Here is a 25402-nt window from a genome sequence, read left to right as displayed (position 1 = left end):
TAAATGACGCGCGTAACTCTAACACAGAGCGCCCGCAACCTGATAAACTAGCGCAATAATTTTTTACCGTTATTTACCCGCTTTAAAGGTTGACTCACCCATGTCTACAGGTTCTGAAAAAACTTCCCTGAGCTACAAGGATGCCGGCGTTGATATTGATGCCGGAAACGCGCTTGTCGAGCGTATTAAAGGTGTCGCCAAACGCACTGCCCGTCCTGAGGTCATGGGTGGACTGGGTGGGTTCGGTGCCCTGTGCGAGCTGCCGGCCGGTTACAAACAGCCGGTACTGGTATCGGGTACCGATGGTGTCGGCACCAAGCTGCGCCTGGCGATGGACCTGAAAAAGCACGATACCATCGGCATCGATCTGGTGGCCATGTGTGTCAACGACCTGGTCGTGGCCGGCGCCGAGCCGCTGTTCTTCCTCGACTACTATGCCACTGGCCATCTGAATGTCGACATGGCCGCTGACGTTGTCACTGGCATTGGCGCCGGTTGCGAGCTGGCCGGGGCAGCACTGGTCGGCGGTGAAACCGCTGAAATGCCGGGCATGTATGAAGGCGACGACTACGACTTGGCCGGCTTCTGCGTGGGCGTGGTTGAAAAGTCCGAAATCATCGACGGCAGCAAAGTTCAGGTGGGTGATGCCCTGATCGGCCTTGCCTCTTCCGGCCCGCATTCAAACGGTTATTCCCTGATCCGCAAGATTCTGGAAGTGGCCAATGCCGATATACAACAGCCAATGGGTGACAAGACCCTGGCCGACGCCCTGCTGGAACCGACCCGCATCTACGTCAAGTCTATCCTGAAGCTGATCCGCGAATCTCAGGTCAATGCCCTGTCACACATCACCGGTGGCGGCCTGCTGGAGAACATTCCGCGTGTACTGCCCGCTTCGGCCAAGGCCGTGATCGACATCGACTCATGGACCCTGCCGCCGGTATTCCAGTGGCTGCAGGCTGAAGGCAACGTGGATGCACGTGAAATGTACCGCACCTTCAACTGTGGTGTTGGCATGGTAATCGCTGTTCCCGCCGACAAGGCTGACGCGGCCATTGCACTGCTGCAGGCTGAAGGTGAAAGCGCATGGCTGATCGGCCAGATCGAAGCGGCCGCCGAAGGCGAAGAACAGGTTGAGCTGCGTCAGGGAGCCTGAACATGGCGTCCAAACGCATCGTTGTACTGATCTCCGGCAGCGGCTCCAACCTGCAGGCCATTCTCGATCAGACACGCACGGGACAGATTAACGGCAGCATCGTGGCGGTGATCAGCAACCGCCCCGATGCCTACGGCCTGACTCGGGCGGAGCAGGCAGGCGTCGATGCCCGCCTGCTCGACCACAAGCAGTTTGCCGACCGTGAATCCTTTGATCAGGCGCTGGTTGAGCTGATCGACAGCTACAGCCCCGACCTGGTGGTACTGGCCGGCTTCATGCGCATTCTGACACCCGAACTGGTCCGCCATTACCATGGCCGCCTGTTCAACATTCATCCCTCATTGCTGCCCAAATACAAGGGTCTGAATACGCACCAGCGTGCCCTGGACGCCGGCGATGAAGCGCACGGCTGCAGCGTTCACTTCGTCACCGAGGAGCTGGACGGAGGCCCCGTGATCGTACAGGCCAGCGTCCCGATTGCCGCGGATGAAACCGCTGACAGTCTGCAGCAGCGCGTACATGCACTGGAGCACAGGATCTACCCGCTGGCGGTGGAGTGGTTTTGTCTGAACCGGTTGGCACTGACCGATACCGGCGTTACGCTTGATGGGGAACCTCTTCCGACAACGGGTTTCCAATACGGCATCTGACCGATGGAGGCTGCATGACTCTTCAATTCAAGGCAGCATGGCTGTCAGCCCTGTTACTGCTGGGCACACCCGCTCTCGCCGACACCGACCCTCTGCCGCCATTCAAGGCAGTGTATACGACCGAGTTTGACCTTGGCATATCACTCAGCGGTGAAGCGGTGCGCGAGCTGCGACAGGATACCGGTGGTCTCTGGCATTTCAGCTCAGAGGCCTCCGCCATGATGGCGGGCATCCGCGAAGCATCGTCCTTCAATTACCGCAGCGGCGAGATGATTCGCCCGCTTAAATACGATTACTACCGCAAGGTGCTCGGCAAAAGCCGTAGCGCACACATCGACTTTGACTGGCCCGCCGGTAAGGTCACAACCGTGGTAAAGGACAAACCCTGGAAAATGGTGATTGGCCCAGGTACGCAGGACAAGCTTAGCTATCAGCTGCAGATGCGGCTCGACCTGAAGGCCGGCCAGCAGAGCATGTCCTATCAAGTGGCGGATGGCGGCAAGCTGAAGACTTACGCCTTTGCGGTGACCGGTGAAGAAGAGGTCAAGACGCCCTACGGCACTTTCAATACGGTACGTGTCATGCGAGACCGGGGCGAAGATGCCGACCGCGAAACCCTGATCTGGTTTGCGCCAGAGCTGGACTATCTGATCGTACGTCTGCAGCAGACCGAATCCGATGGCAAAACCTACGCCCTGCTGCTGAAAAACCTGGAGACACCATGAGCGAAGCATTGATCAGCGCAACCGAGAACTGCCTTCTGGCACGCGAGCAATCCGCTCTGGACAAGCCTGACGAGCTGTTTTATTGCAGCTACCTGATCAGCCACTTGAATCTGGTTGCAGCCGAAATGCCAGAATCAGGCGAAGCCTTCCTGCACAACCTACAGGAAAGCCTCGACAATGCCTTCAGTGTTGATCAGCTCAGTGATCAGGACAAGTCCGGCATCAAGTCACTGTGGAACGAAGTCTGCGGCGAAATCGGATCACCGCTGGCCAGCTGATCCAGCACATCCACCAGCAGCACCCGCTGCTGGTCCAGTGCCAGCCGTCAGGGTAAAGCAGCGCTGGTTGCCACTGATGTCCATATAGGGCGCCGAGCGCAGAATCCGCCGCTCATAATCCTCAGCCGCCACCAACTGATAGAACCAGGGGCGCCAGCTCCAGTTGTGACCAATCACCCGCACATCTTCGTGCCACTGGCCGTCTCGGTATTCATAGTTGGGCGATACTTGTAGCCCCTGGCGGTCACAGATGAAGCAGCGTAGAATCGCCGCATCCGGGCAGTAATGCCTGAGAGCCTCAACCCCCTCACCCGCCAGCAACAGATCACGCAACGCCAACAACTGGCTCTGCATGCCTTCCAAGTGCCACTGCCGCCGCGCAGACTGCTCGATCATCTGCTCCAGATAGCGCTGCAGCAACTGCTGTACCCGATCATAGCAGGCATCCGGTGCCAGAAAATCGGGCAGTGCCGGATCAAAAATAAAGCCCTGCACGTAACTGGCGTTACACTGCAGCGCGAGGAAAAACTCTTCCTCGGTTTCAACCCCTTCAAAAATCAGCTTGCTGCCCAAACGCGACGCCATGTCACCCAAAGTGTGCAGCAGTGCACTTTCCTGGTGCCCGAACGCACTGTTTTTGAACATGCGCATGTCAATTTTGAGCAGATCCGGTGTAAAGGCCAACAGCCGATCCAGCTGCTGGAAACCGGTGCCAAAGTCATCCAGCGCCACCCGTACCCCTTCAGCACGATACCGGCGAGCCAAGTGGTGAATACGGTCGATCCCGCCACCATGTTCGGTAATCTCGACCACCACCCGGCTCAGGTCCACACCCGCCTCACGCATCATCTCCAGCGTGGGCAGCGGCTCCAGCGGATCAAGCGCATCGATCCATTCCGGCGACAGGTTGATGGTCAAATAGGTATCTTCCGGCGCAGACAGAAAGGCATTCAGCGCCTGGCGGCGTACATCACGATCCAGCTGAAGGCGCTCCGCTGCCGGCAGCGTTGCATCCTGAAACACGGCTCCCGCCGATACAACCCGACCCTGTTCATCCTTGCGTCTGGCCAGTACCTCGTAACCTGCAACACGACCGGTGGCAATCTCCACGATCGGCTGAAACCAGGGAAAGAGTGAATACTGCATAATAACCTCGATAAACATGCGGGATGTGGCCTAACCCATAAGCAAAACCCGGGCCATCACGTTACGCACCCGGGTTTGGCGTGGATCAGGGGTAAAACGGAACTCAGGACTTGATGCGCTCGCCCCACAGGTCGTGCTCGTCTGCATCGGTCACACGCACACGCACCCGGTCGCCCGGCTTCACGCCCACGTCGTCCAGCAGATAGATCTGCCCGTCGATTTCCGGTGCATCCGCCTGGGTACGGCCGATGGAGCCATCCAGACCGACTTCATCGATCAACACTTCAAGCTCGCGGCCAATCTTCTGTTGCAGCTTGCGCGCGCTGATGGCCGCCTGCTTCTCCATGAAGCGCGCCAGACGCTCCTCTTTCACCTCTTCAGGTACAGCAGGGTGAATCGCATTGGCGGTCGCGCCCTCTACCGGTGAATAGGTGAAGCAGCCTACACGATCCAGCTGAGCCTCATCCAGGAAGTCGAGCAGGTACTCGAACTGCGCATCGGTCTCGCCCGGGAAGCCGACGATAAAGGTGGAGCGCAGCGTGATGTCGGGGCAGATGTCGCGCCAGGCATTGATGCGATCCAGCGTTTTCTCGCTGGCGGCCGGACGCTTCATGGCACGCAGCACATCCGGATGCGCGTGCTGGAACGGTATGTCCAGATAGGGCAGGATCTTGCCCTCGGCCATCAGCGGAATCACATCATCCACGTGCGGATAGGGATAGACGTAGTGCAGACGCACCCAGGCGCCCAGATCACCCATCGCTTCGCACAGCTCTTTCATGCGGGTCTTGAGCGGACGCCCCTGCCAAAAGCCAGTACGGTATTTGGTATCTACGCCGTAGGCACTGGTGTCCTGCGACACCACCAACAGCTCCTGTACCCCGGCATTCACCAGACGCTCGGCCTCATCCATCACATCGCCCACCGGACGCGATACCAGATCGCCGCGCAGTGAAGGAATGATGCAGAAGGTACAGCGGTGGTTACAGCCTTCCGATATTTTCAGGTAGGCATAATGACGCGGTGTCAGCTTGATCCCCTGCGGTGGCACCAGATCGATGAACGGCTCATGCTTGCGCTCGGGCTTGGGCAGGTACTGATGCACCGAACCTACAACCTGCTCATACTGCTGCGGCCCGGTCACGGCCAGCACCTGCGGGTGGATATTGGTAATCTCATCCGCCTGCGCGCCCATGCATCCGGTCACGATCACCTTGCCGTTTTCGTTCAGGGCCTCGCCAATCGCTTCCAGGGATTCCGCTTTGGCTGCGTCGATAAAGCCACAGGTGTTCACCACTACCAGATCCGCCTGATCATAGGAGGGCACCACCTCGTAACCATCGGAGCGCAACTGGGTGAGAATACGTTCGGAATCAACCAGCGCCTTGGGGCAGCCAAGGCTGACAAAACCAACTTTGGGTGTGTGTGCAGACATAGGGATCAACTGTTCAGGATTGAGCCTGAGGGCGAGCGCCGACAGGGGTTAAGAAAGGCGCGATTATAGCGCAAAGCGGTGGAAGAATCCTAACACCGACGACTCGCCTGTCATCATGATTCGGAGCCGGTCACCGCCTGCAACCAGCCCCGTCTCGAAGAGCGTTCAGAAAATGACGAACTAAAGCGAGTTATTTTCCGGTACAGCAAAGCATTGGCTATCCTGGACAAGAGCCGAATTCAATAGTGGTAACGACACGAGATGATCGTAATCGCTTTATCATCAACTGCGTAGACCAATCGATTCGTATCATCTATTCGTCGGGACCAAAAACCAGCCAAGTTCTCCTTTAGCTGCTCTGGCTTACCAATACCTTCAAACGGTGAGCGCCTGACATCGCTTATAAGCTTGTTTATTCGTTTGAGCGTTTTTTTGTCCTGGGTTTGCCAATAAAGGTAATCGCTCCAGGATTCGTCAGTCCATGACAGTAAACGACTACTCATCAATCAAGTCTCTGCAGGTTACCTTGCCTGCTTTGAATTGTTCGATTGAGCGATTCAAATGGTCAGCATTTGCAGGTGAACGCAGCAAGTGCACCGTTTCCATCAGACTGTTGTAGTAGTCTAACGACATAACAACAGCATCTTCCGAATCACGGCGAGTAATGATTGCTGTATCTGCGTCATTAACGACGGAATCCAAAACCGCTTTCAGACTATTTCTTGCTTCCGTAAAAGACACAATTCTCATACGACCTCCACATGTACGCTTTACAGGACAAGTATAGCCTTCAAACCTAACATGTACAACATAAGGGACATGTTGATTATTTCAGCTAACGCCAGTGTAAACAAGTTCATGGACAACCTGAAAAGCCTTGTAGAACAGGTTATTAGTAAACATGAGCCCCTAAAGGTGACACGTCGTGCCGGAGAGGCTTTCGTGATCGTGAGTGCTGAAGACTGGGGAAAAGAGCAAGAAACTCTCCACGTCCTTCAGAACCGAGACCTGATGCAACAGATAGCGGCCCCGTCTTGAAGAGCATTCAAAATTTTTAATGGCCTCGTCCATGCAAAAACGGGTTAACCCCTAAGCTCGAGATCTTCCCGAATAATCTCTGGATGGCGAAACGCAATCTCGATGAGCGCCTTTGCCGGACCAGAAGGTTTCCGTCGACCTTGCTCCCATTCCTGCAAGGTACGTGGAGAAATATGCAGTACCTCAGCAAACTCAATCTGGGTTAGCCCAGTTTTGCCGCGCGCCTCTGCAACCTCGTTAGGCTCAACGCGACTGATTCTCGCCGCTTTGCCTGTCTTCATCTCCTTAACAGACTGGAGCAACTTGTTGCCAAGCTCCTCTGCACTCAGGGTCTCATCACTCATTTTCCAGTACCTCACGTATCGACTTCAGGATATGCGCGGGTATGTTTTCCTTAACGGCCTTTTTGTAGATCACCAATAACCAGATCTCGCCATTAGCCAACCTGGTGAAGTAGATGACTCGCACCCCACCACGCTTCCCTGAACCCGCTACCGACCATCGAACTTTTCTACAACCGCCGCTACCAGGAATTGGGTCGCCAATTTCCGGATTGGCTGCCAACCAGGCGAAGAACGCGTTCCGTTCGTCCTCAGTCCAGATTTTTCTGGCATCTACTTCGAATGTAGGGGTTTCGATGATGGTAAACATGACCACCAATATACGTCATTGACGGAGTTATGCAAGTGGGATGGCTGGAAGGGTTAACGCTTTGCACACCGGACGAAATAAGCGTAGCTTAAAAGGTTCGAGCCGCGTAGTGGCTGTTATCTTCCGACAACATGCGCTTGTAATATGCCCTTTCCATCAGCGGATCACAGATACTGCTTGGAGTTGGTAAGGCATTTTCGCTTCGTTAACGGCGCCGTTACATAGTCCTCGTCTAAAAAACGGATGAGTTCTTTCATTTGTTTCTTGTCTTCCGGGATAACCAGTTTGCCGTCATCGTTGACCGTAATGCCGATATGGTGTTCTTCGGGCAGTTCGGCATTGAAGTTGTTGGCGACGGTTTGGATATCAGCGACAGTGAGGTCTTTCAGGACTTCATTCTTTTGCAACAGGGCAATTTTCTTGCGAATGATGGAGTCAGCCTGCTCCTTGAAGCTCGCCTGGTCTTCAAAGGCGAAGAGGTCGGTAGCAGCAAAATCGTCCAGATCGGTGTCGGTGGCTTCGCGGTAGTAATCGGCCAGATCCAGAAAGCGTTTGGTATTGTGATAGGAGCTGAAATGTAGAGTCCCGTAATGGAAATGGGCTGTCAGTTTGTCTTGCAATATCAGCCCCGGCTCTTCCAGTTTTTTGTAGGTATCGCCGCTGCCTATCAGGGTAAAGCCACGCTTGAGTAACTTGCCAGCATCGAAGACCTGAAAGTTGACTGTTTTGTTGGCGGCTGACCATGTGCCGCTAAACAGCGCTTTGATGCGGTGCGTTTCGGTGGTGAGATTCAGCACTGGACAAGTGAGCGGATTGCCTATGGCCTGGCCGATGGCGGGTGGTAGCGGGTAATCAGCAATGGTAAAGATCTCGCCCTCATCCACGTTGTAGCTGCCCGTGAAGGCGATGGGCTGCCTGTCGTTAAGTAGTTCGGCCTGCTGTTTGGCAAAGAGTTTTGCCAGTTCGGTATTGAGAGCCGGAGTCAGTGGAATACGTCGGATGGGCGTATCTTCATCGTCCACCAAAGCGAACAGGTTGGAGGGATTATTGTTATTTTGCATGGTTAGCATCCAGGATCATGTATTCGGTTAATTGCACCACCTGCGATACGGCTTTGCAGTCGGTTATGTTCTGGCGGGTGATCAACACATAGGTGATGTCGCCCTCAATGGTTACTTCAAAGAAGTGATAGCCAAAAAAACCCAGTAAGGGATTGAAGTGGTAGGCATGGGAGTTGTAGACGATAAAGAAGAAGATCACCGCCACAAACACCAATACCGGCACGCTGATGGTGCTCTGGCTCTGATTGATCAGCGGCAGCAGGTATACCAGCAAAAAGCCGACGATCTCCTTGTCCACAGTTTTGACCGATTTGATCTTCACCGGCAACCGCTCCAGCCCGTAGCGCGAGGCCGACAGCCAGACCAGACCAAAGCACAGGCCACTCAAAACCAGCGCGGCTAGCAAATAGCCGCTGCCCACCAGCCAATGGTCTGCCAGATTCTCCGACCACGGCACGTCGCGCTGCCAAGCACTGCTGATTTCAACAAACCACAGTGTCAGGCAGATGGGTGCCAATGCCGTGGATACCAGCGCCAGCTTGGCAAGCCGGTTAAGCACCTGCGACCTCCGGGGTATCAGCGCCGGCTTTGCTCTTTACCGCCGTGGATTCGGATTCGCGGTTATGGCTAAAGGCTTCTTTTAATATCGCCTGCATTAGCTGATTGGCATGGGTTTTATTTTTGATTATTTGACTTTCAATTTGATTGATTAGGCATTCCATGTCTCGTAACTTTTGAATGATCTCGTTAGCCTCAGCTATCGAAGGCAGTCCGAATACAGTGTTTCGGATTTTAATTCCGTTCAGAGCTGGTTGGTTTCCTCCTGATGCGCCGCTCCGTGTTTTTTCATAACCCTGAATCAGTGAATTCATCTGCTATTGCCGTGCCACCGCATTGAATATAACCACATTCTTTAACACCGCTCGATCTTATCCGGATTCTGCCGCCGCATCTGCGCTACTGCAGCATCATTCACCGTCTTCTCCGACGTTTTTTTGCTCTGAATGCTATCGGGAACCACAAAACATCCTGCCATGCATGGCGCTTTGTGGCTTGGCGGTTGAACGAGGTGAGTTAAGCCGAGTGGATCAGACCGACTCGTAGATGCAACCGAACGCCCTGAACCCGGGGCAATGTTGGCCAAAACGCAGGTAAAGACGGCGGCCGCTGCTGACCAGGCGGCAGGCCATATACATCAGCTCCTGCATGACGGTTTTTAGCCGCCGACGTTTGGCCGGATGACGCACCGGCGCATCCGGTCCCAGCAGTGCGTGCTGTCCCATCCAGCGCAATATGTTGTAGCCCAGTACGGCAAACGCCATGACCAGGTCGTTGGTATCGAACTTCCCTGACGGCAAACGTTCGAGATCCAGATCAGTCTTGAACTCACTGTGGAACTGTTCGCTGGTGGCGTGATCCTGGTAGAGCGCAATCACCTTGGCATGATCCGCCGCGTCCGGCTTGAGCGAAGTCATCCAGCCTTCCAGGCTCACCTCGGGCTCCAGGAACAGCTGCCCTGTACTGTCACTGTGGCGCACCGTCACCTTGACGATCAGGCGGTCGTCAGTGCCATCCAGCGATTCGCTCACCAGCGTTTCCATTTTGCCCGGCCGGGTATGGCACCAGAGTGCGCCGGCAGCATGAGCCTTGTCCACCCAGGCCAAACCGTCTTGTGAGCGAGGGTTCCACTTGATCAGATAGTCCACCCCGTGCGTACGGAAGTACGCGCGGTTCTCGGCGGCATCATGGGCACTGTCAAGCCGTACCAGTAGCGGTGCATCGGTCAGCTGACGGACCCGAGGCAGCACCCGGTCGAGGGTGTGGATAAACTCCTTGTTGGCGTGTTGGTTACCCGGTCGCAGCTCACAGCCCAGACACCAGCCCTCCGTGCCCAGGTAGGCCGCGATGGGGGCGTAGCCGTCATGCCCCTTGTAGGTGTAGGCCACGCCCTCTTTTTTAGTGTTGCTGTTGTCCATGGGGAATACGTCTATATCCAGCGGCGCGTGACCGGTGGCAAGCGTGCCGACAGGCACCGACGCATTACACAGAAACTCGACACTGGCTTCATCCAACAACGGGATCAGTGCGCAGGCATCTTCATCAAAACGCTGACGCAGCCGAGCGGATGAAGGTGATTGCTTGATGCCCATGGCCGCTTTAAAGAAGGGGTCATGGCGTGCGTGCTCGACCGCTTCGAAGTCGCTCTTGCCAAGGCAAATCAACCCCAGGTAGGTGCGAATAAGATCGATGTTAGCGATGCCATGGCGCTTGACGATGGCGCGCGAGGTTTTGGCCAGGGAGGTCATTCTGTTGACACTGTGGCCAACCAGCGCCAGACCGCCGTGGGGTGTGATAATCTCGGTTTTGGACTGTTCCAGCTTGAAGGTACGCATAGTCAGATATCACTGTCTGGGTGAATCGAGAATGGCGTCCATATTACCGCCGCAGGCCGCGTGGTTACAGGTGTGTGGAGATGCGAAGCTGAGTTTTAAGTCACGGAATCAGGATAACGAGACAAGAAAAAATACCAGACAATTTCAGGAATAATTCCATCATGCGGTCGAATTGCACATACGTTTTGGTTAGTGGCCGCGTCAATATTCAGGATTGCGGTCTGCCCTCTCGTTTTTCCCTGCCCTATCATGGCGACGAGAACACTCCCTTTTGGATTTATCCTTGCGGATGATTCGCCTAATGCTTTGTGAGTTATTTTCTCTCTCGTATTGCCAATATAATTATTGGCGACTTCGCCGCTTGACACCCAATGTATCGTCCCACCCCAATACTCAGGATTATTTCGGTCTGGTGTTGCACCAACCTTGATTTCTGCAACGTCCCCCAACCGGCACCACTCCCAACCCTCTGGAAGTTCAAACGTCTTTTCATCGTCCGTTATCGCTGTCATTGGTTTCTGCGCTTTGATTTTTTTCTCTTTAACCAGTTGCGCTTTTTCGGCGGCGATGCGCTTGAGTAGTTCGCTGGCCGGTTCCACATCGGGGTTTTGAGCTCGCCAGCCGGCGGTGAGTTTGCCTTCAATGGCTTCCTGCAAAATCTGTTGGCGCAGTTTTTTCAGCAGGACTTGTTGATGGGTTAGTTCATGTTTCAATTCAGCATCTTCATTTTCAATACGTTGAAACTGACTGAGAATAGATAGTTGCTCATCTATATCTGGCAACATGATTTCAAGCGGCAAAAGATGTTTGGGTTTTATTTCGGTTTTAATGCCACCTTTCACCTGCTCTTTCAGCAATTGAATAAAGATTGGCGACTTCAGAAAGCGCTTGAAAAACTCAACACTGACTTTGCTTTCATCAAAGGTATACGATGAGTAGTGAATGGTCGCTGTGACATCAGCGTCACCGTGATACACGCCCAAGGCACCTTTAGCAACGTTGATTCCTGAAATGACCAAATCGCCCGATTTAATCAGGATCATGTCCGTTTTACTGGGCTTGTTTGCGACGTGAAAATTCCCAGAGAAATCAATTTTGTCTATCCGCTGGAGCCCTTGAATTTCCTTTGCATCAGGCTTATACCTCCCCTCACGTTCAAAAAGGAAGTCTCCAACTTTTACTTTTTTCCAAACAGCCACTACACCAACTCCTTCCGCAATTGCTCCAGCAATTCATCTCCCTTAGCAAAGGACTGATGCAACAGGTCTAGCAGTTCGGTACTGCTGTGCTGCTTTTCTTCCTCGGCGCGGTGCGGGTTTTTGATGTCGAGGTTGTAGCCGTTGGCCTTGATGGTGTCGATATTCACCTGCCACGCCTGCTCGTTGGCTTCACGGTTTGCCCACCAACTTTTCAGGGTCTCGAACTCGGCTAATTGAATCGGCTTGGTTTTAGAATAGGCCTTGTAACCTTCCGGCAATTTGTGCTCGTAATACCAGATGTTCTGGGTCGGCTCGCCCTTGGTAAAAAACAGCAGGTTGGTGGCCACCGAGGCATAGGGCTGAAACACGGAGTTGGGCAGGCGCACGATGGTGTGCAGGTTACAGTCTTCCAGCAGTTTTTGGCGGATGCGTTGTTTGACGCCATCACCGGTAAGGGAACCATCGGGCAAGACAATGGCAGCGCGGCCACCGTCCTTGAGCAAGTGGATCATCAGAATCAAAAACAGGTCTGCCGATTCCTTGGTGCGGTAGGTTTGCGGGAAGTTGTTCTCATTATTGTTGGAAACCACGCCACCAAAGGGCGGATTGGCGATGATCACGTCTACCCGGTCTTTGCGCGTATATTCGCTCAAGGGCCGTTGCAGCGAGTCACCAAACTGGATGCTGGGGGTGATGATGTCGTGCAGGATCAGGTTGGTGTTGGCCAGCATGTAGGGCAAGGGTTTGTATTCCCAGCCGCGCACATTGTGGGCAATGGCTTCGCGCTCGGCCACCGTGCTGGCACTGGCCTTCAGGTGTTCAATCACCGCTGTCAGGAAGCCACCGGTGCCACAGGCGGGGTCAAGCACGGTCTCGCCGTGAGCGGGATTAACCATTTCAGTCATAAACTGGGTTACAGCGCGTGGAGTATAAAACTCGCCCAGAGTGCCGGCGCTTTGCAGTTCGCTCAGGAAGGTTTCATAGATCTGGCCGAACAAGTGCAGGTCTTTGCTGTTGTTGAAGTCGATTTCGTTCAGCTTGTTGATCACCTGCCGCAGATGAATGCCGGACTTCATGTAGTTGTAGTTGTTGGCAAATACTTCATGCACCAATACAGCACGGCGATTGCCGCTGGAGAGGTCTATTTCCGACAGGGTCGGGAACAGCTTGCGATCGACAAACTTCAACAGCTCGTCACCGGTCATGCCTTCGTCATCCCCGGCCCATTCGTCCCAGTGCAGTTCAGCGGGAATGGGCGATGTATAGTTGTCGTCCATCAACTCCAGCTCTTTGTCCTTGTCACTAAAAATTTTTAGAAACAGCATCCAGCCCAATTGCAGGATGCGCAGCTCGTCGCTGCCGGTGCCAGTGTCCTGGCGCATGATTTTACGAGCGGATTTTACGATGCCTGATACGTTTGCCATGTTACTTATTACTCCAGTGAGATTTTTCATAGGCGCTTTGTTCTTCACGACCTAAAGGTTGCGAGGAGCAGCCGCTGCGCACGAAAAAGTCTTCTCTCCCTTCATATTGGGTAAATACCGGTTTGCCGCTTTTAGATACCTTGATACGGCATATCTGCATGTCTTCAACGGTTGGGAAACTGATCTTTACATGAGAGATCAGCCCTGCGCCGATGTATTTCTTGATGACTTCAACCAAATGCAGTTCAAAACCATCGATATTGGGCTTTGATAGGGTAGACATGTCATCAACCAGACCCAGCATGTTCTGGTTATCATCAACCCCGATAAAGAGGTTACCGCCTTCACTGTTCATAAAGGCTGCAATTGTTTTGGCAATCACGTATTCGAGCTTCTTGTTGACTTCTTTGGTTCGCAGGTCATAACGCAACGTTGACTTGAATTCAACGGTATCGCTTTCGCCCGCTAGGATTAGCTCTTGAACTTCTTCATTGGCGGGCTCCTTATGGCTGAGATCAATGCGCGATTTCAGCTCCTGATAGATGAGCCTCGCGCGCGCCTGTAAAAAGGTCTCGTAATCGTTGCTTTCGATGCCAAAGCCTCCCAAGGCAATAAAGTGAGTTTGCAGTGCCTTGTCAATCTGGCTGTTCTCGTCCTGGAAATCAGCAATGTATTGTGACGGTGCTTTGGCACCGATCTTGCGCTTGTTCAGGTGGTCGCTGACAAAGGTGATATTGATCAGACTGTTGCTGTTGAGCACCGTCCTGTTTTTCAGGTAAGCCTTGGGGAAGAAGTGGTGATAATTCTTGCTGCTGGCCACCTTCAGCCATGAGTTATCGAGAATAACCTTGCCGTTATCCTGAAAATCCTTTGGTTCCTGATAGGCCAGTAGACACAGCACGGCTTTGCAATAACTGTTGCCGGCGCTGAAATTGGTATCAATCAAAGTCTGGGGTGAGTCAAGATAAACCTTGATATCACTGTAATCGGGTCGCTGACCGGCGAGAATCTGGTCTATACGCTTGATGTCCTGCGCCAGTTTCGACTCCGTTGAACTGGAGTAGCGGGATGACAAGGAAATACGCCAAAAAAACTCCTCAAGGTATTTGCGCTGGCCACCATCCGGCTTGTCGTTGTTCACGTGGAAAAAATAGGCAAAAGGCACCAACAGCGAGTCGTAAGGGAGCAACTGGGAAACCGGGATGCGATAGGTTGTGCGAAAGTAATCAACACTGTCCTTGAGGGCCGAAATGACGGAATCCCAGCTGTCAATAATGCTTTGCTTATCTAGGGCGAGAATCGTCTTACGCTTGCATTCCTTGGTGCGGCTTAACAGTAACGCCAGCAGACTCAGCACCACACTGCTGGATATGCCTTCGTATTTAATTCCCTTCAGCTCTTTGATGAAGCCTTCCCACTTCACCTGCATATCGAACTGCTGTGGCTCGTCATAGGTTTTGGCAGACATGATCTCGAACAGGGTCAGGGTTTGTCCGCCCGTATTGATGCGGGTAAACACTTCGATCGCCGAGTCAATATCTTCCTTTCTCAGGATGACCGTTGAAAAATCGTAGGTGTCGAAGGCTCTGGAATACGCATGAATCTTCTTAAAGTCCGCGTCGGAGAAGCGCTCTTTGATATCGGTCATTCTGTCCATGAAATTCAAAACATCGGATAGCGAAATATAGTTTTCACCCGTTGGTTCTTCGGTAATCACTTGCTCATCGTTATCGTTGAGATCGGCATCGAGGTTTACCACGATGCTGCCGTAATCCGTAATCTTTTTTTCCCCCACTTTCTGGAGATGCGCCCCGAGATAAGCCGCAAAGAGCGATGTGATACGCTGCTGTCCATCCAGCACATACTGCACCTTGACGCCGTCCGGGGTGTCCGGAATGTCCAAATTGCCAACGTTCTTGATATCGTTGATGCGCTCGTCTGTTTGCCAAAGGATAAAGGTACCGATTGGGTAGCCCTTTAAAATACTGTCCAGCAGCTTGGCTGTTTTATCGATGGTCCAGACAAAATCCCGCTGAAATTTCGGGATTTTGATGATGCCTTTCTGGATTTCATTGATGAGATCAGAGTACTTTTTGGAATCGGGCTTGGGCTGTTCAAAATTCATGTTTTATGCCGCCTGATACAAGGCTTGCTCCAGTTGGTTCAGGGCCTGCAAGTACTGCGGCTTGCCGCCGAAAAGCTTAATGATTTCTGTGGGTGTGCCGAACTGGTCGAAGGGGTTGACCTTGAGCACCTTGATGTCTTCGATGTTCTCGATGCCTTCGTCGGCGTATTTGTCCAGCAGGGCATTCAGCACTTTACGGGCCTGCTCGCCATATTGGGTGAACACGTCGCGCTTTCTGACCTGTTTGGCGCGTTCTGCACGGGTGAGCGGCGGTTGATCGAAGGCGGTGTGACAGATCATGTCGAAGATATCCATTTCCTTGCCAATGGCTTCTTTCAGGTTCTCCAGCACAATGCCCTGTTCGGTCAGCTCGTCGATGATGGCTTCCTTTTTGTCGGCGCTATGCCATTTGCTCAGAAAGTCATCCAGTGAGTGGTATTGCTCGCGCACTTTCTGGCGGGTGTAGTCTTTCAGGCTGCCAGTGATCAGCTTGCCGTTGCCGTCCATGTACTGGATGCGCTCGTTGAGGATAGCGACATTGACGCCATTAACGTAGTATTTGGGGCGCGGTTCGCTAATGATCTCTCCGCCGGTGATGATTTCCGGAGATTCAGTTGGAGGATCAAAGATAATTTCCTCGCCAGTTTCATCGGTGACGGTCTCACCTTCTGCGATTTCTTCTTCAGGTGTCTCAAAGTCGTCATCCTCACCAAGCTCTTTGACGCGCACCGGATCGCCGTCGAAATCCGGGTCGGCAAACAGATCGGTGACATTGCGAAAATCAAGAATAGTAAAAAAGGTCTTGCCGAACTCTTCGTTGATGCGGGTTCCGCGCCCGATGATTTGCTTGAATTCGGTCATGGAGCTGATGTTGCTGTCGAGTACGATCAGCTTGCAGGTTTGGGCATCGACGCCGGTGGTCATCAGCTTGGAGGTGGTGGCAATCACCGGATAGCGTTCTTCCGGGTTGATAAAGTTGTCCAGTTCTCGCTTGCCTTCGTCGTTGTCGCCGGTGATCTGCATGACATACTTGGGGTTCTGCGCCATCAGGTCACTGTTGGCGTTGGCCAGTGCGGCACGCATGCGCTGGGCGTGATCGATATCGACGCAGAATACGATGGCTTTGTCGAAGCGGTTGGTCTTGGTCAGGTACTCGGTGATCTTGTTGGCCACGGCTTCGGTGCGCTCGTCGATAACCAGGCTCTTGTCGTAATCCTTGCGGTTGTAGATGCGATCATCCACTAGCTGGCCGCTCTTGTCGGTTTTGCCCGCCTCCGGTCGCCAACCTTCCAGATCGACATTCAGGCCGACCCGAAGCACCTTGTAGGGGGCAAGAAAGCCGTCCTGTATACCCTGTTTGAGCGAGTAGGTATAAATGGGGTCGCCGAAGTATTCGGTACTGGAAACCGTTTCCGTTTCCTTGGGTGTGGCGGTAAGGCCAATGTGGGTGGCAGTTTTAAAATAATCCAGAATTTCCCGCCAGGCACTGTCTTCCGACGCGCTGCCACGGTGGCACTCGTCGATGACGATCAGATCGAAGAAGTCCGGGCTGAATTCGCGGTAAGCGTCCTTGTCTTCATCGTAGTTGGTCAGCCCTTGATACAGCGCCAGATAGATTTCGTAGGATTTGTCGATCTTCTTCTGCTTGATGACCGTCATTTTGTCTTTGAAATGACGAAAATCGCCGCGCCGGGTCTGGTCGATCAAGGCATTGCGGTCAGCCAGAAACAGGATGCGCTTCTTGGCCCCGGCCTTCCACAGGCGGTGGATGATCTGAAAGGCGGTATAGGTTTTACCGGTGCCCGTGGCCATCGTCAGCAGAATGCGCTGCTGGCCTTTGGCAATGGCCTCTACCGTGCGGTTGATGGCGATCTGCTGGTAGTAGCGCGGGCTGCGGCTGGTGCCATCGAAGAAATAATCCTGGGCGCTGATGCGCTCGGCTTCTGGCGTAGTGATGCCTTTGTAGCGTTTGTACCGCTCCCAGAGCTGTTCTGGCGTTGGAAAGTCGTGCAGTGGAAGTTCGCGCTCTACACTGCCGCTTGCGGCAGTACGGTCATGCTCATAGAAGCCATCGCCGTTACTGCTGTACACTGTGGGAATATCTAAAATGGTAGCGTAATCCAGCCCCTGCTGTATGCCAGCCATGACCGAGTGTTTGTTATCTTTGGCTTCGATAATGGCGACTGGGATATTTGGCTTGTAGTAAAGGATGTAATCCGCCCGTTTGCGTTTGCCACGAGTGGTGAGATTGCCCTTCACATAGATGCGACCATCGGTGAAACCGACCTCTTCGCGGACTTGTTTCTGCATGTCCCAGCCCGCTTGTTCCAGTGCGGGAGTGATGAACTTGGTGCAGATGTCGCGTTCTGATAGTACTTTTTTACTCGTCATCCGATGGTCGAGCTCCCTCAATTGGTTCGGGCTAGATTGAGCGAATTACACAGAGGTCACCGGTGCCGGAGCGCAAGCGAAGGCCGCCAAAAGCGGCCCGCTCTTTTGGTCCCCACCGTTTGACCGAATTGTTAGCTTTTTGACGCTGGACTGAGAGTGAAGGCCCAGCCAAAAGTTAGCTTACCAAGATGTTTGCTTGGTAAATTTGCTTGAAATTCGCGGCTCTTCACATAGAAAATTCCTGAAAGCTGCCCATTAACCACAGCCTTCTCCCCAACACTTGGAGGGGTTGCACTATCTGGCACTTCAACAATTACCGTATCTGCTTCGGATTGCCCTTCAAGCGTAAATGCCCACTCCATATATCTAACCCCTCGATAAAATTACCACCGCCAAAAACGTCGTGAGATTGCGTGCATTCGGCGACTACAGGAAGCGAGCTCAATAGCCTAGTTCGAATTTCTCCACAAATTTTACAACTAAATGATTTAATTGAAACTCCAGCCCACCTCTATGACCAAAAAAGTAAAAGAGAAATTAGATTGCAACTCAAATGGGTACAGACCACAGCACTAGGGAATACAGGCTCGCCAAGAAGAAGATGATCAACTGCTGAAATATGAAAACTGCAAACCGTCCCGGTCATCAACCCTTCCTCTTTTCCCTGTCTTTGTGGCTGCCGACTTCCCGCAGGCAGGTTTCAAGATTGCCCCAGATGTGGGGCTTTGGCAACACATGCGATTACAGATGTTTCTCCATATGAATATGCTCAATACCGGCATCCATAAACGTTTCGTCGTAGGGTGCAAAGCCCAGGCGTTCGTAAAAGCCGGTGGCATGTAGCTGGGCGCCGAGATAGGCGCGTTGATGCCCGGCTGCCGCGGCCTGTTCGGTCAGGGCCTGTACGATTTCAGCGCCGATACCCTGCCCACGATGAGTCTTCAGCACGGCGATGCGGCCGATATGACCGTCGCCGAGTATCCGTCCGGTGCCGACCGGCTGGTCGTCCACACAGGCCAGTACGTGCATGGCGCCGGCATCCAGCCCGTCGTATTCCAGCTCGGCGGGGACGCCCTGCTCCTGCACGAACACGGTTTCGCGGACCGAGCAGATGGCGGTTTTGTGCGGGCCTTCAAAATCGACAGGGATGATTCGGGGCATGTTGGTTCTCCTGCACGGATACGTTTCAGGGAAAGGGTTTGAGGCGCTTCAAAAACGGCAGCAATGAAAAGTTCAGCTGCTGGCTGATCATGCGGGCGCGTTTTTCCAGCTGGCTTTGGCTCTGGCCGTGATCATCTTCAGCGGCGAAGACGATCCAGTTGCCGCTTTGGGTGTGGCAGCCGTAAATGGTGCCGAACTGTTGCAGCAGCAGTTCCAGTGTGTCCGGCCCCTGATGCTCGCGCCACAGGTTCATCACCAGCCAACCGCCCGGCTTCAGGCGTTCGGCACAGAGGGTCAGGTATTCTTCACCCAGTTGCTGGTCGCTGAGCCCTTCGGCACCATAGATATCACTGAAGATGATGTCGGCCTTGCGGGTTTCCACATGGCGCAGGAAGCCGAGGGCATCCTGAGTATGGACCTGTATCCGCTTGCCGCGTGGCAGTTGAAAGAAACGGTAGGCGACCTCGACCACTTCCGGGCGCAGCTCGGCAATCTGTTGTTTGCAGCCGGCAAAGCGACCATGCAGGCAGGTGTTTAACGCCCCGGCTCCCAGGCCCAGGCTGATCACCTGTTTGGGTTCTGCGAACAGCAACACCAGCAGCATGGCGCGCACATATTCGTGCTCCGGCATGAGCGGGTCGTTCCTGAGACAACAGCTTTGCTCGTCCTGATCACCAAAGGCCAGATAGCGCTTGTCGCCATCGTCCAGCACGCGCACGGCACCGAACTCGTCATAACCGCGATAGATTTCGTGACCGGGCAAAGACATGGTGGCTCCAAAGGCTGCAGGGAATGAACGGGGCGCATTATGACAGAGCGCACGACTAAAGTCTGGCGCCGCCCCCTGCCCCTTTCCTTTTGCCTGATGCACACTAGACTGAAACTAACCCACTGAAAGCCGGAGAGATTATGCCCCGCGTACTGGTTGTCGATGATGAACCGAACATTCTGCTGTCGCTGGAGTTTCTGATGCAGCAGGCGGGCTTCGAGGTGACGACGGCAGAGGATGCCGAGCAGGCGCAGGTACTGATCAGCCAACAGGTACCCGATCTGATCCTGCTGGATATCAGTCTGCCGGGCATGAGCGGCTTTGATCTGCTGGAACAGCTGCGCGCGGATGAGGCCACCCGCAGCCTGCCGGTGGTGATGCTCACGGCCCATGGCCGCGAGGTGGAAAAGGAGAAAGGAATGGCACTGGGAGCCAGTGATTACATTACCAAGCCCTTCTCGACCCGCGAACTGGTCAGCCGGGTTCAGGCCCTGCTGGAAAGCGGCAACGGAGGCTAGCATGCCGTCGCGTCAGAACCTGCTGGGACTCTGGATGCTGCTGTGCGGCGCGCTGCTGTTTGGTGGTATTGGCCTGCTGCTGTGGCTGGATACCGTACTCACACCCGCCACACCTGAACGGGTCGCCCTTTGGGTGTTGGGCCTGAGCCCTGCTGTTGTGGTGCTAATGCTTGGGATGGTGCTGGAGCGCCGCCTGTTTCGCCCACTGCGGCAGTTTCAGGTGCTGCTGGCACGGCTGGTGGCCAGCCCGGATGCACGTTCCGATTTCCCGCTGGATGGCTGGCTCAAACCGCTGCAGCCTGACCTTGACCATATTCGTGACGGCTGGCGCGGTGATCGTACGCGTCTGCGTGATGCCCGTGACGAGGGGGCGGCCGAGGCGCTGCGCATTCAGCAGGAGCTGGAGGGCGTGCTGCAGGTGCTGGACCTGCCACTGTTGATCTGTGACGACCACCAGCGTTTGCTGCTGTTCAACCCGGCGGCACGCGAGCTGTTTCATGACCAGCCCGCATTGGGCCTCGGCCGACGGATCAGTCAGCTGCTGCCCCACGCCAGCCTGAACGATGCGCTCAAACAGTTGCCGCAGGATGGCTCACCGCGCCAGCTGCTGCTGCCCGGCGAGCCGCGCTGGCTGCGCTGCGAGCTGCGCCGCCTGGGGGCACGCCACGGTGGTGCCCTGATCACCCTGCGAGACACCACCCATGAGCTGGAAAGCGACCAGAGCTGGCGCCGTGAGCTTGCGACCTTACTGCCCCGCTTGCGTGGCCATGCCGGCAGCCTGGGCAGCGCGGCCGATGCGCTGGTGCAGGTCGAGCACAACCCTGAGCTGCAGCATAGGCTGGAGCAGGCGATCAGTCAGGAGAGTCAGGCCCTGTCGCAAAAAGTGGAAGCCCTAACCCGTCTGGTCGAGTCTCATCAACTAAGCCAGTCGGGGCTGGAAGAGACCTGGTCCAACGATCTGTTCAGTGCGCTCGGCGAGCGCCTGCATGAAGAAGCGATTGAGCTGACACCGGTGGGCATTCCGGTCTGGATTCGGGTCGACGGCCCGGCCCTGTTGGCGATGCTGGAGCGGTTGATTCGTGAACTGGTACAGATCCGGCCGGTGGAGGCACTGGATATCGAGGTGCTGCTGGGCAACAAACGGGTCTATCTGGACCTGATCTGGCAGGGTGAGCCCTTGACCGATCATCAGCTCAGCCTCTGGCACGCGCTGCACCTGTTCGATGACCCGCTCTCTCCACGTATTGAGGATGTACTGGCACAACACGGTGCCGAGCTGTGGTCGCAGCCCCGCAATGATACTGACACCGCCAGCCTGCGCCTGCCGCTGCCGGCATCAAGCCGCGGTGCCCGGCCACAGCCTCGGGCGGAACAGCCCGCAGACCAGGCACGGCCCGAGTTTCATGACTTCAGCATTGCCGAACTGCCCGACCCTGACGCGGCATTGGCGCATACTCGGCTGGAGGAGCTTGAGCTGGTGGTGTTCGATACCGAAACCACAGGGCTGGACCTGCGCGGCGGTGATCAGATCATCAGCCTCGCCGCCTGTCGCATTCTGCGTGGTCGCCTGCTGGCACAGGACAGCTTTGACCAGCTGATTAACCCGCAACGACCGATCCCGCCCGACAGTACCGCCATCCACCACCTGACGGATGCCGATGTGGCCAATGCCCCGCCCATCGAGGTGGTACTGCCACGCTTTCATCAGTATGTGGGCCCCGGTGTGCTGGTTGCCCATAACGCGGTGTTTGATCTGCTGGCGCTGCGTCTGGCCAGTGGCGAGACCGGGCCCGCGTTCGATATGCCGGTGCTGGATACGCTGCTGCTGTCCCGCGCCATCGACCCGACACTGGAAGGTCACGGACTGGATGCGCTGGCCGAGCGGTTCGAGCTGACCTTCCCGCCCGGTACACGGCACACGGCGTTGGGGGATGCACGTGTGACCGCTGAACTGCTGCTGGCACTGTTGCCACGGCTGCGTTCACGCGGTATCGAAACGCTTGAGCAGTTGCTTGAGTTGCAGCGCGAAGTAGAACAGGGACGCCCATCATGAAACGCAACGAACAGAACCGCCTGCTGGCGCTGACATTACTGGCCCTGCTGCTGTTTTCACCGCCACTGCTGTTACTGTTCGATCGTGAAGGCAGCTCGGGCTTTTCCACCCTGCCGCTGATCATCTATCTGATCTGGGCGGTGCTGATTTTGTTGGCAGCCCTGATTCTGGAGCGTCCCCATGAGGAGTGATGTCACCGTCCTCATCGTCGCGTTCAGCTATCTGGCCTTGCTGTTCGTCATTGCCGCCTGGGGGGATCGCCGCGCCGAACAGCGTCGCTCGCTGGTCAATTCGCCCACCGTGTATGCGCTGTCGATTGCCGTGTATTGCACCGCCTGGACCTTTTACGGCAGCGTGGGCCGCGCCGCCACCACGGGCCTGAGTTTTCTGCTGATCTATCTTGGCCCCACGCTGGCGATGCTGTGCGGCTGGATGCTGATCCGCAAGATGATCCGCATCGCCCGCGCCCAGCGCATCACTTCCATTGCCGACTTCATCAGCGCCCGCTACGGCAAAAGCGGTGGCCTGGGCGCGCTGGTAGCCCTGATCGCAGTGATCGCGATCATGCCCTACATCGCCCTGCAACTGAAGGCGATCACCGTCAGCTACGCGATTCTGACCGAGTACCCGGATCAGACGCTGCCGCAGCTTTCGCTGAGCGGCTTTCTCAGCGACAAGGCGTTCTGGGTATCGCTGGTGTTGGCGGTGTTCATCATTCTGTTTGGCACCCGACATCTGGATGCCAGCGAGCGGCATGAAGGGATGGTCACAGCCATCGCCTTTGAATCACTGGTGAAGCTGTTCGCCTTTCTGTCCGTAGGGTTTTTCGCCACCTTTGTGCTCTACTCCGGCCCTCATGACCTGATGGCCAGTGCCGCTGCCGAACTGCCGCACCTGGGGCAGCGTTTTGGCCTGGACCAGATTCCCGGTGGCGCACTGGGCTGGTTCGGTACGCTGATGCTCGCCACACTGGCCTTTATCACCCTGCCACGCCAGTTTCAGGTACTGGTGGTCGAGAATGTGAACGAACAGCACCTGCGCCGCGCCTGCTGGCTGTTTCCGCTGTATCTGCTGCTGATCAACCTGTTCGTGATTCCGATTGCACTGGCCGGGCTGCTGGGGGGCAGCGCGACCGGTGAGCCGGACAACTTTGTGCTGACACTGCCGCTCTCGGCAGGCCTGCAGGCACTGCCGTTGCTGGTGTTTATCGGCGGGCTTTCAGCCGCAACCAGCATGATGATTGTCGAAACCATTGCCCTCTCGACCATGGTCAGCAACCAGCTGGTCATGCCGCTGCTGTTGCGCTGGCGCAGCCTGCAGCTGGCCAGCCGCCCTGACCTTTCCGGCTGGCTGCTGGGCATTCGTCGGGTGGCCATCATCCTGATTCTGATTCTGGGCTATCTCTACCATGCCCTGATCGGTGAGGCGTACAGTCTGGTCACCATCGGGCTGGTGTCGTTTGCGGCCGCTGCACAGTTTGCGCCGGCGTTGCTGCTGGGGCTTTACTGGCGCGGTGCCAGTCGTAATGGCGCCGCAATCGGCATGATTGCCGGTACGCTGGTGTGGGCTTGGACCCTGCTGATTCCCGGCTTTGCCCTGTCGGGCTGGCTCGATGTCAGCTTTATTGAGCATGGTCCCTTCGGCATTGAACTGCTGCGCCCCTACGCCCTGTTTGGGCTGGAAGGCTGGGATATCTATACCCATGCGCTGTTCTGGAGCATGCTGGTGAATGTGGGACTGCTGGTGGGCATCTCGCTGTTCAGCCGCCAGAGCCACATGGAGCAGACGCAGGCCGCACTGTTCACCAACGCGCTGCGACCCGAAGCGGAACAGGCCCCGATCTGGCAGGGCCAGGCCAGCCGGTATGAACTGTTCATGCTGCTCAGCCGTTATCTGGGCCAGCCCGCCACCCGCAGACTGTTGGGACAACAACCGGAGCCGGGGGACGACAGTGCCGCTACACCCGCCATGATCGCCGCTGCCGAACAGGGCCTGACCGGCGCACTGGGCAGTGCGACGGCACGCATCCTGATCAACTCGGTGGTGCGGGGTGAAGCGCTGGATATGCCCTCGATCCTCAGCATTCTGGATACCACGTCACAAACGCTGGAGTACAACCGACGGCTGGAGCAGAAATCGTCTGAGCTGGCCCAGATCGGGGAAGAACTGCGCAGCGCCAATGAACGCCTGCGCGAACTGGACCGGCTCAAGGATGAGTTCGTGGCCATGGTAAGTCATGAGCTGCGTACGCCACTGACCTCCATCCGCGCCTTTGCCGAGATACTGCGCGATGCAGAGGCCATGCCGGTTGAGAAGCAACAGCACTTTCTGGAGATTATCGTCCGCGAGAGCGAGCGCCTGTCACGCCTGATCGAAGAGATTCTTGATCTGGCGCGGCTGGAATCAGGCCGTATGACACTTAACCCCGAGCGTTGTGACCTGGTTCAGCTGGTACAGCAATCGGTGGATGCAGTTACTCGGCTGTATGAGGATCGCGGAGTGGAGCTGACATTGAAGCTGCCGGACGCCCCCTGCCCGGTGATTGCCGACCCCGACCGGCTGCAGCAGGTACTGATCAACCTGCTCGATAACGCCAGCAAGTTTGCCAGCGACGCGGACTCACAGGTGTTGCTGGCGCTGGCTCCGTACAAAAAACATTACCGCATCCGGGTGGAGGACAACGGTCCCGGCATTGCCGAACCGGAGCGCGAGAAGGTGTTCGAGAAGTTTCATCAGATCGAGCAGGCGCGCAAGGAAGAAGGCCAGCCTGCCGGCACACGCCCACGGGGGACCGGACTCGGATTGCCAATCAGCCGCGGTATCATCAGCCATCTGGGTGGACGTCTATGGGTAGATGACCCGCAGCAGCTGGGGGGTGCCTGCCTGATAATGGAATTGCCAAAAGCGCCGGAAGAAGACAATCCTTCAGGCAGTTGCGGTTGAGGGAAGCTCGTATGCCAGCGCGGCCAGATCCCTCAGCGGGTTGCTGTCCTGGCCGTTCAGCTCGCGCAGTATGTCCCTCGTTTCGCAGACACATTTACCACACTGTGTACCCAGTCCGGTTGCCTTGCGAATATCGCGCAGTGAGCTGGCACCCTCGTCCACCATCTGGCGGATCTGGCGGTCACTGACTCTTTTACAAATACATACGATCATCAGCCATTCACCACTAAAGGCATGAGAATAGATATCATTTATGCATCCAATATAAATAACAAACATTCTCATT

General features: G+C 55.4%; 27 protein-coding genes. 9 read left to right on the top strand and 18 right to left on the bottom strand.

Annotated features, from left to right (window positions below):
• Nucleotides 1-100 precede the first annotated feature (100 nt).
• The 4 genes from purM to CFI10_RS07920 are packed head-to-tail and all read left to right on the top strand — an operon-like array spanning nt 101 to nt 2809.
• Nucleotides 101-1156 carry a phosphoribosylformylglycinamidine cyclo-ligase gene (purM, locus tag CFI10_RS07935; protein WP_206841151.1) on the top strand — a complete coding sequence of 352 codons (1056 nt, stop codon included), beginning with the start codon at nt 101-103 and terminating at the stop codon, nt 1154-1156.
• A 2-nt stretch (nt 1157-1158) separates the two neighbouring features.
• Nucleotides 1159-1806, top strand: coding sequence for a phosphoribosylglycinamide formyltransferase (gene purN, locus CFI10_RS07930; RefSeq protein WP_206841150.1), 648 nt, complete (start codon nt 1159-1161; stop codon nt 1804-1806).
• A 14-nt stretch (nt 1807-1820) separates the two neighbouring features.
• Nucleotides 1821-2531, top strand: coding sequence for a DUF3108 domain-containing protein (locus tag CFI10_RS07925; protein WP_091826928.1), 711 nt, complete (start codon nt 1821-1823; stop codon nt 2529-2531).
• Nucleotides 2528-2809: a YfcL family protein gene (locus CFI10_RS07920; RefSeq protein WP_091826927.1), complete on the top strand. Its 282-nt coding sequence runs from the start codon at nt 2528-2530 to the stop codon at nt 2807-2809. The genes CFI10_RS07925 and CFI10_RS07920 overlap by 4 nt, the downstream gene beginning before the upstream one ends.
• Here CFI10_RS07920 and CFI10_RS07915 read toward each other — a convergent pair.
• The 4 genes from CFI10_RS07915 to CFI10_RS07900 all read right to left on the bottom strand — a co-directional run bounded on the left by CFI10_RS07915 (nt 2792) and on the right by CFI10_RS07900 (nt 6140).
• Nucleotides 2792-3955: an EAL domain-containing protein gene (locus tag CFI10_RS07915; protein ID WP_206841149.1), complete on the bottom strand. Its 1164-nt coding sequence runs from the start codon at nt 3953-3955 to the stop codon at nt 2792-2794. The genes CFI10_RS07920 and CFI10_RS07915 overlap by 18 nt on opposite strands.
• 103 nt (nt 3956-4058) lie before the next feature.
• Nucleotides 4059-5390, bottom strand: coding sequence for a 30S ribosomal protein S12 methylthiotransferase RimO (rimO, locus tag CFI10_RS07910; protein ID WP_206841148.1), 1332 nt, complete (start codon nt 5388-5390; stop codon nt 4059-4061).
• Nucleotides 5391-5629: 239 nt separating this feature from the next.
• Entirely contained in the window at nt 5630-5893 is a 264-nt protein-coding gene (locus CFI10_RS07905) for a Txe/YoeB family addiction module toxin (protein ID WP_206841147.1), read from the bottom strand.
• On the bottom strand, nt 5886-6140 hold the full coding sequence (locus CFI10_RS07900; protein ID WP_206841146.1) for a type II toxin-antitoxin system Phd/YefM family antitoxin: 255 nt from the start codon (nt 6138-6140) through the stop codon (nt 5886-5888). The genes CFI10_RS07905 and CFI10_RS07900 overlap by 8 nt, the downstream gene beginning before the upstream one ends.
• 51 nt (nt 6141-6191) lie before the next feature.
• Here CFI10_RS07900 and CFI10_RS07895 point away from each other — a divergent pair, with 51 nt between their 5' ends.
• Complete coding sequence (locus tag CFI10_RS07895) at nt 6192-6428, top strand: type II toxin-antitoxin system Phd/YefM family antitoxin (RefSeq protein WP_242530155.1); 237 nt, start codon at nt 6192-6194, stop codon at nt 6426-6428.
• Between the two features lie 44 nt (nt 6429-6472).
• On the opposite strand, the gene CFI10_RS07890 is transcribed toward CFI10_RS07895, so the two are convergent.
• From CFI10_RS07890 to CFI10_RS07830, 13 genes are all read right to left on the bottom strand, one after another.
• Nucleotides 6473-6772 (bottom strand): helix-turn-helix domain-containing protein, encoded by a 300-nt coding sequence (locus tag CFI10_RS07890; protein WP_206841145.1) that lies wholly within the window; start codon nt 6770-6772, stop codon nt 6473-6475.
• Nucleotides 6765-7079 (bottom strand): transcriptional regulator, encoded by a 315-nt coding sequence (locus tag CFI10_RS07885; protein WP_206841144.1) that lies wholly within the window; start codon nt 7077-7079, stop codon nt 6765-6767. The genes CFI10_RS07890 and CFI10_RS07885 overlap by 8 nt, the downstream gene beginning before the upstream one ends.
• A gap of 164 nt (nt 7080-7243) precedes the next feature.
• Nucleotides 7244-8101 carry a Kiwa anti-phage protein KwaB-like domain-containing protein gene (locus CFI10_RS07880; protein WP_206841143.1) on the bottom strand — a complete coding sequence of 286 codons (858 nt, stop codon included), beginning with the start codon at nt 8099-8101 and terminating at the stop codon, nt 7244-7246.
• 28 nt (nt 8102-8129) lie between these two features.
• Entirely contained in the window at nt 8130-8699 is a 570-nt protein-coding gene (locus tag CFI10_RS07875) for a hypothetical protein (protein WP_206841142.1), read from the bottom strand.
• On the bottom strand, nt 8692-9012 hold the full coding sequence (locus CFI10_RS07870; protein ID WP_206841141.1) for a restriction endonuclease subunit S domain-containing protein: 321 nt from the start codon (nt 9010-9012) through the stop codon (nt 8692-8694). Before CFI10_RS07870 ends, CFI10_RS07875 begins: the two co-directional genes overlap by 8 nt.
• Before the next feature lie 216 nt (nt 9013-9228).
• Nucleotides 9229-10533 (bottom strand): IS1380 family transposase, encoded by a 1305-nt coding sequence (locus CFI10_RS07865; protein ID WP_206837229.1) that lies wholly within the window; start codon nt 10531-10533, stop codon nt 9229-9231.
• Between the two features lie 95 nt (nt 10534-10628).
• Nucleotides 10629-11732 (bottom strand): restriction endonuclease subunit S, encoded by a 1104-nt coding sequence (locus tag CFI10_RS07860; protein ID WP_206841140.1) that lies wholly within the window; start codon nt 11730-11732, stop codon nt 10629-10631.
• A complete protein-coding gene (locus CFI10_RS07855; RefSeq protein ID WP_206841139.1) occupies nt 11732-13156 on the bottom strand; it encodes a class I SAM-dependent DNA methyltransferase in 1425 nt (474 codons plus the stop codon). Before CFI10_RS07855 ends, CFI10_RS07860 begins: the two co-directional genes overlap by 1 nt.
• A gap of 1 nt (nt 13157) precedes the next feature.
• Nucleotides 13158-15281 (bottom strand): GmrSD restriction endonuclease domain-containing protein, encoded by a 2124-nt coding sequence (locus tag CFI10_RS07850; protein ID WP_206841138.1) that lies wholly within the window; start codon nt 15279-15281, stop codon nt 13158-13160.
• Nucleotides 15282-15284: 3 nt separating this feature from the next.
• Nucleotides 15285-17672 carry an EcoAI/FtnUII family type I restriction enzme subunit R gene (hsdR, locus tag CFI10_RS07845; RefSeq protein ID WP_206841137.1) on the bottom strand — a complete coding sequence of 796 codons (2388 nt, stop codon included), beginning with the start codon at nt 17670-17672 and terminating at the stop codon, nt 15285-15287.
• A gap of 131 nt (nt 17673-17803) precedes the next feature.
• Nucleotides 17804-18034 (bottom strand): hypothetical protein, encoded by a 231-nt coding sequence (locus CFI10_RS07840; RefSeq protein WP_206841136.1) that lies wholly within the window; start codon nt 18032-18034, stop codon nt 17804-17806.
• A 379-nt stretch (nt 18035-18413) separates the two neighbouring features.
• A complete protein-coding gene (locus CFI10_RS07835) occupies nt 18414-18833 on the bottom strand; it encodes a GNAT family N-acetyltransferase (RefSeq protein WP_206841135.1) in 420 nt (139 codons plus the stop codon).
• Between the two features lie 25 nt (nt 18834-18858).
• Nucleotides 18859-19602 (bottom strand): spermidine synthase, encoded by a 744-nt coding sequence (locus CFI10_RS07830; RefSeq protein ID WP_206841133.1) that lies wholly within the window; start codon nt 19600-19602, stop codon nt 18859-18861.
• A 140-nt stretch (nt 19603-19742) separates the two neighbouring features.
• Here CFI10_RS07830 and CFI10_RS07825 point away from each other — a divergent pair, with 140 nt between their 5' ends.
• Genes CFI10_RS07825 through CFI10_RS07810 form a run of 4 tightly spaced genes read left to right on the top strand, consistent with a single transcriptional unit; the run spans nt 19743 to nt 25116 of the window.
• Entirely contained in the window at nt 19743-20120 is a 378-nt protein-coding gene (locus CFI10_RS07825; protein WP_206841131.1) for a response regulator transcription factor, read from the top strand.
• Nucleotide 20121: 1 nt separating this feature from the next.
• The gene (locus tag CFI10_RS07820) at nt 20122-22173 is read left to right on the top strand and encodes a 3'-5' exonuclease (RefSeq protein ID WP_206841130.1); all 2052 of its coding nucleotides are present in this window, start codon (nt 20122-20124) and stop codon (nt 22171-22173) included.
• Nucleotides 22170-22364, top strand: a complete 195-nt coding sequence (locus CFI10_RS07815) for a hypothetical protein (RefSeq protein ID WP_206841128.1) — start codon at nt 22170-22172, stop codon at nt 22362-22364. The genes CFI10_RS07820 and CFI10_RS07815 overlap by 4 nt, the downstream gene beginning before the upstream one ends.
• A complete protein-coding gene (locus CFI10_RS07810) occupies nt 22354-25116 on the top strand; it encodes a sensor histidine kinase (RefSeq protein ID WP_206841126.1) in 2763 nt (920 codons plus the stop codon). Before CFI10_RS07815 ends, CFI10_RS07810 begins: the two co-directional genes overlap by 11 nt.
• On the opposite strand, the gene CFI10_RS07805 is transcribed toward CFI10_RS07810, so the two are convergent.
• The gene (locus CFI10_RS07805) at nt 25099-25329 is read right to left on the bottom strand and encodes a (2Fe-2S)-binding protein (protein ID WP_206841123.1); all 231 of its coding nucleotides are present in this window, start codon (nt 25327-25329) and stop codon (nt 25099-25101) included. The genes CFI10_RS07810 and CFI10_RS07805 overlap by 18 nt on opposite strands.
• Nucleotides 25330-25402: the final 73 nt, after the last annotated feature.

Origin of the sequence: Marinobacterium iners (genome assembly GCF_017310015.1) — a bacterium.
GTDB classification, from domain to species: domain Bacteria; phylum Pseudomonadota; class Gammaproteobacteria; order Pseudomonadales; family Balneatricaceae; genus Marinobacterium; species Marinobacterium iners.
Note: the sequence above shows the minus strand (reverse complement) of the source record. Positions and strands in the feature narration are given on the sequence as shown.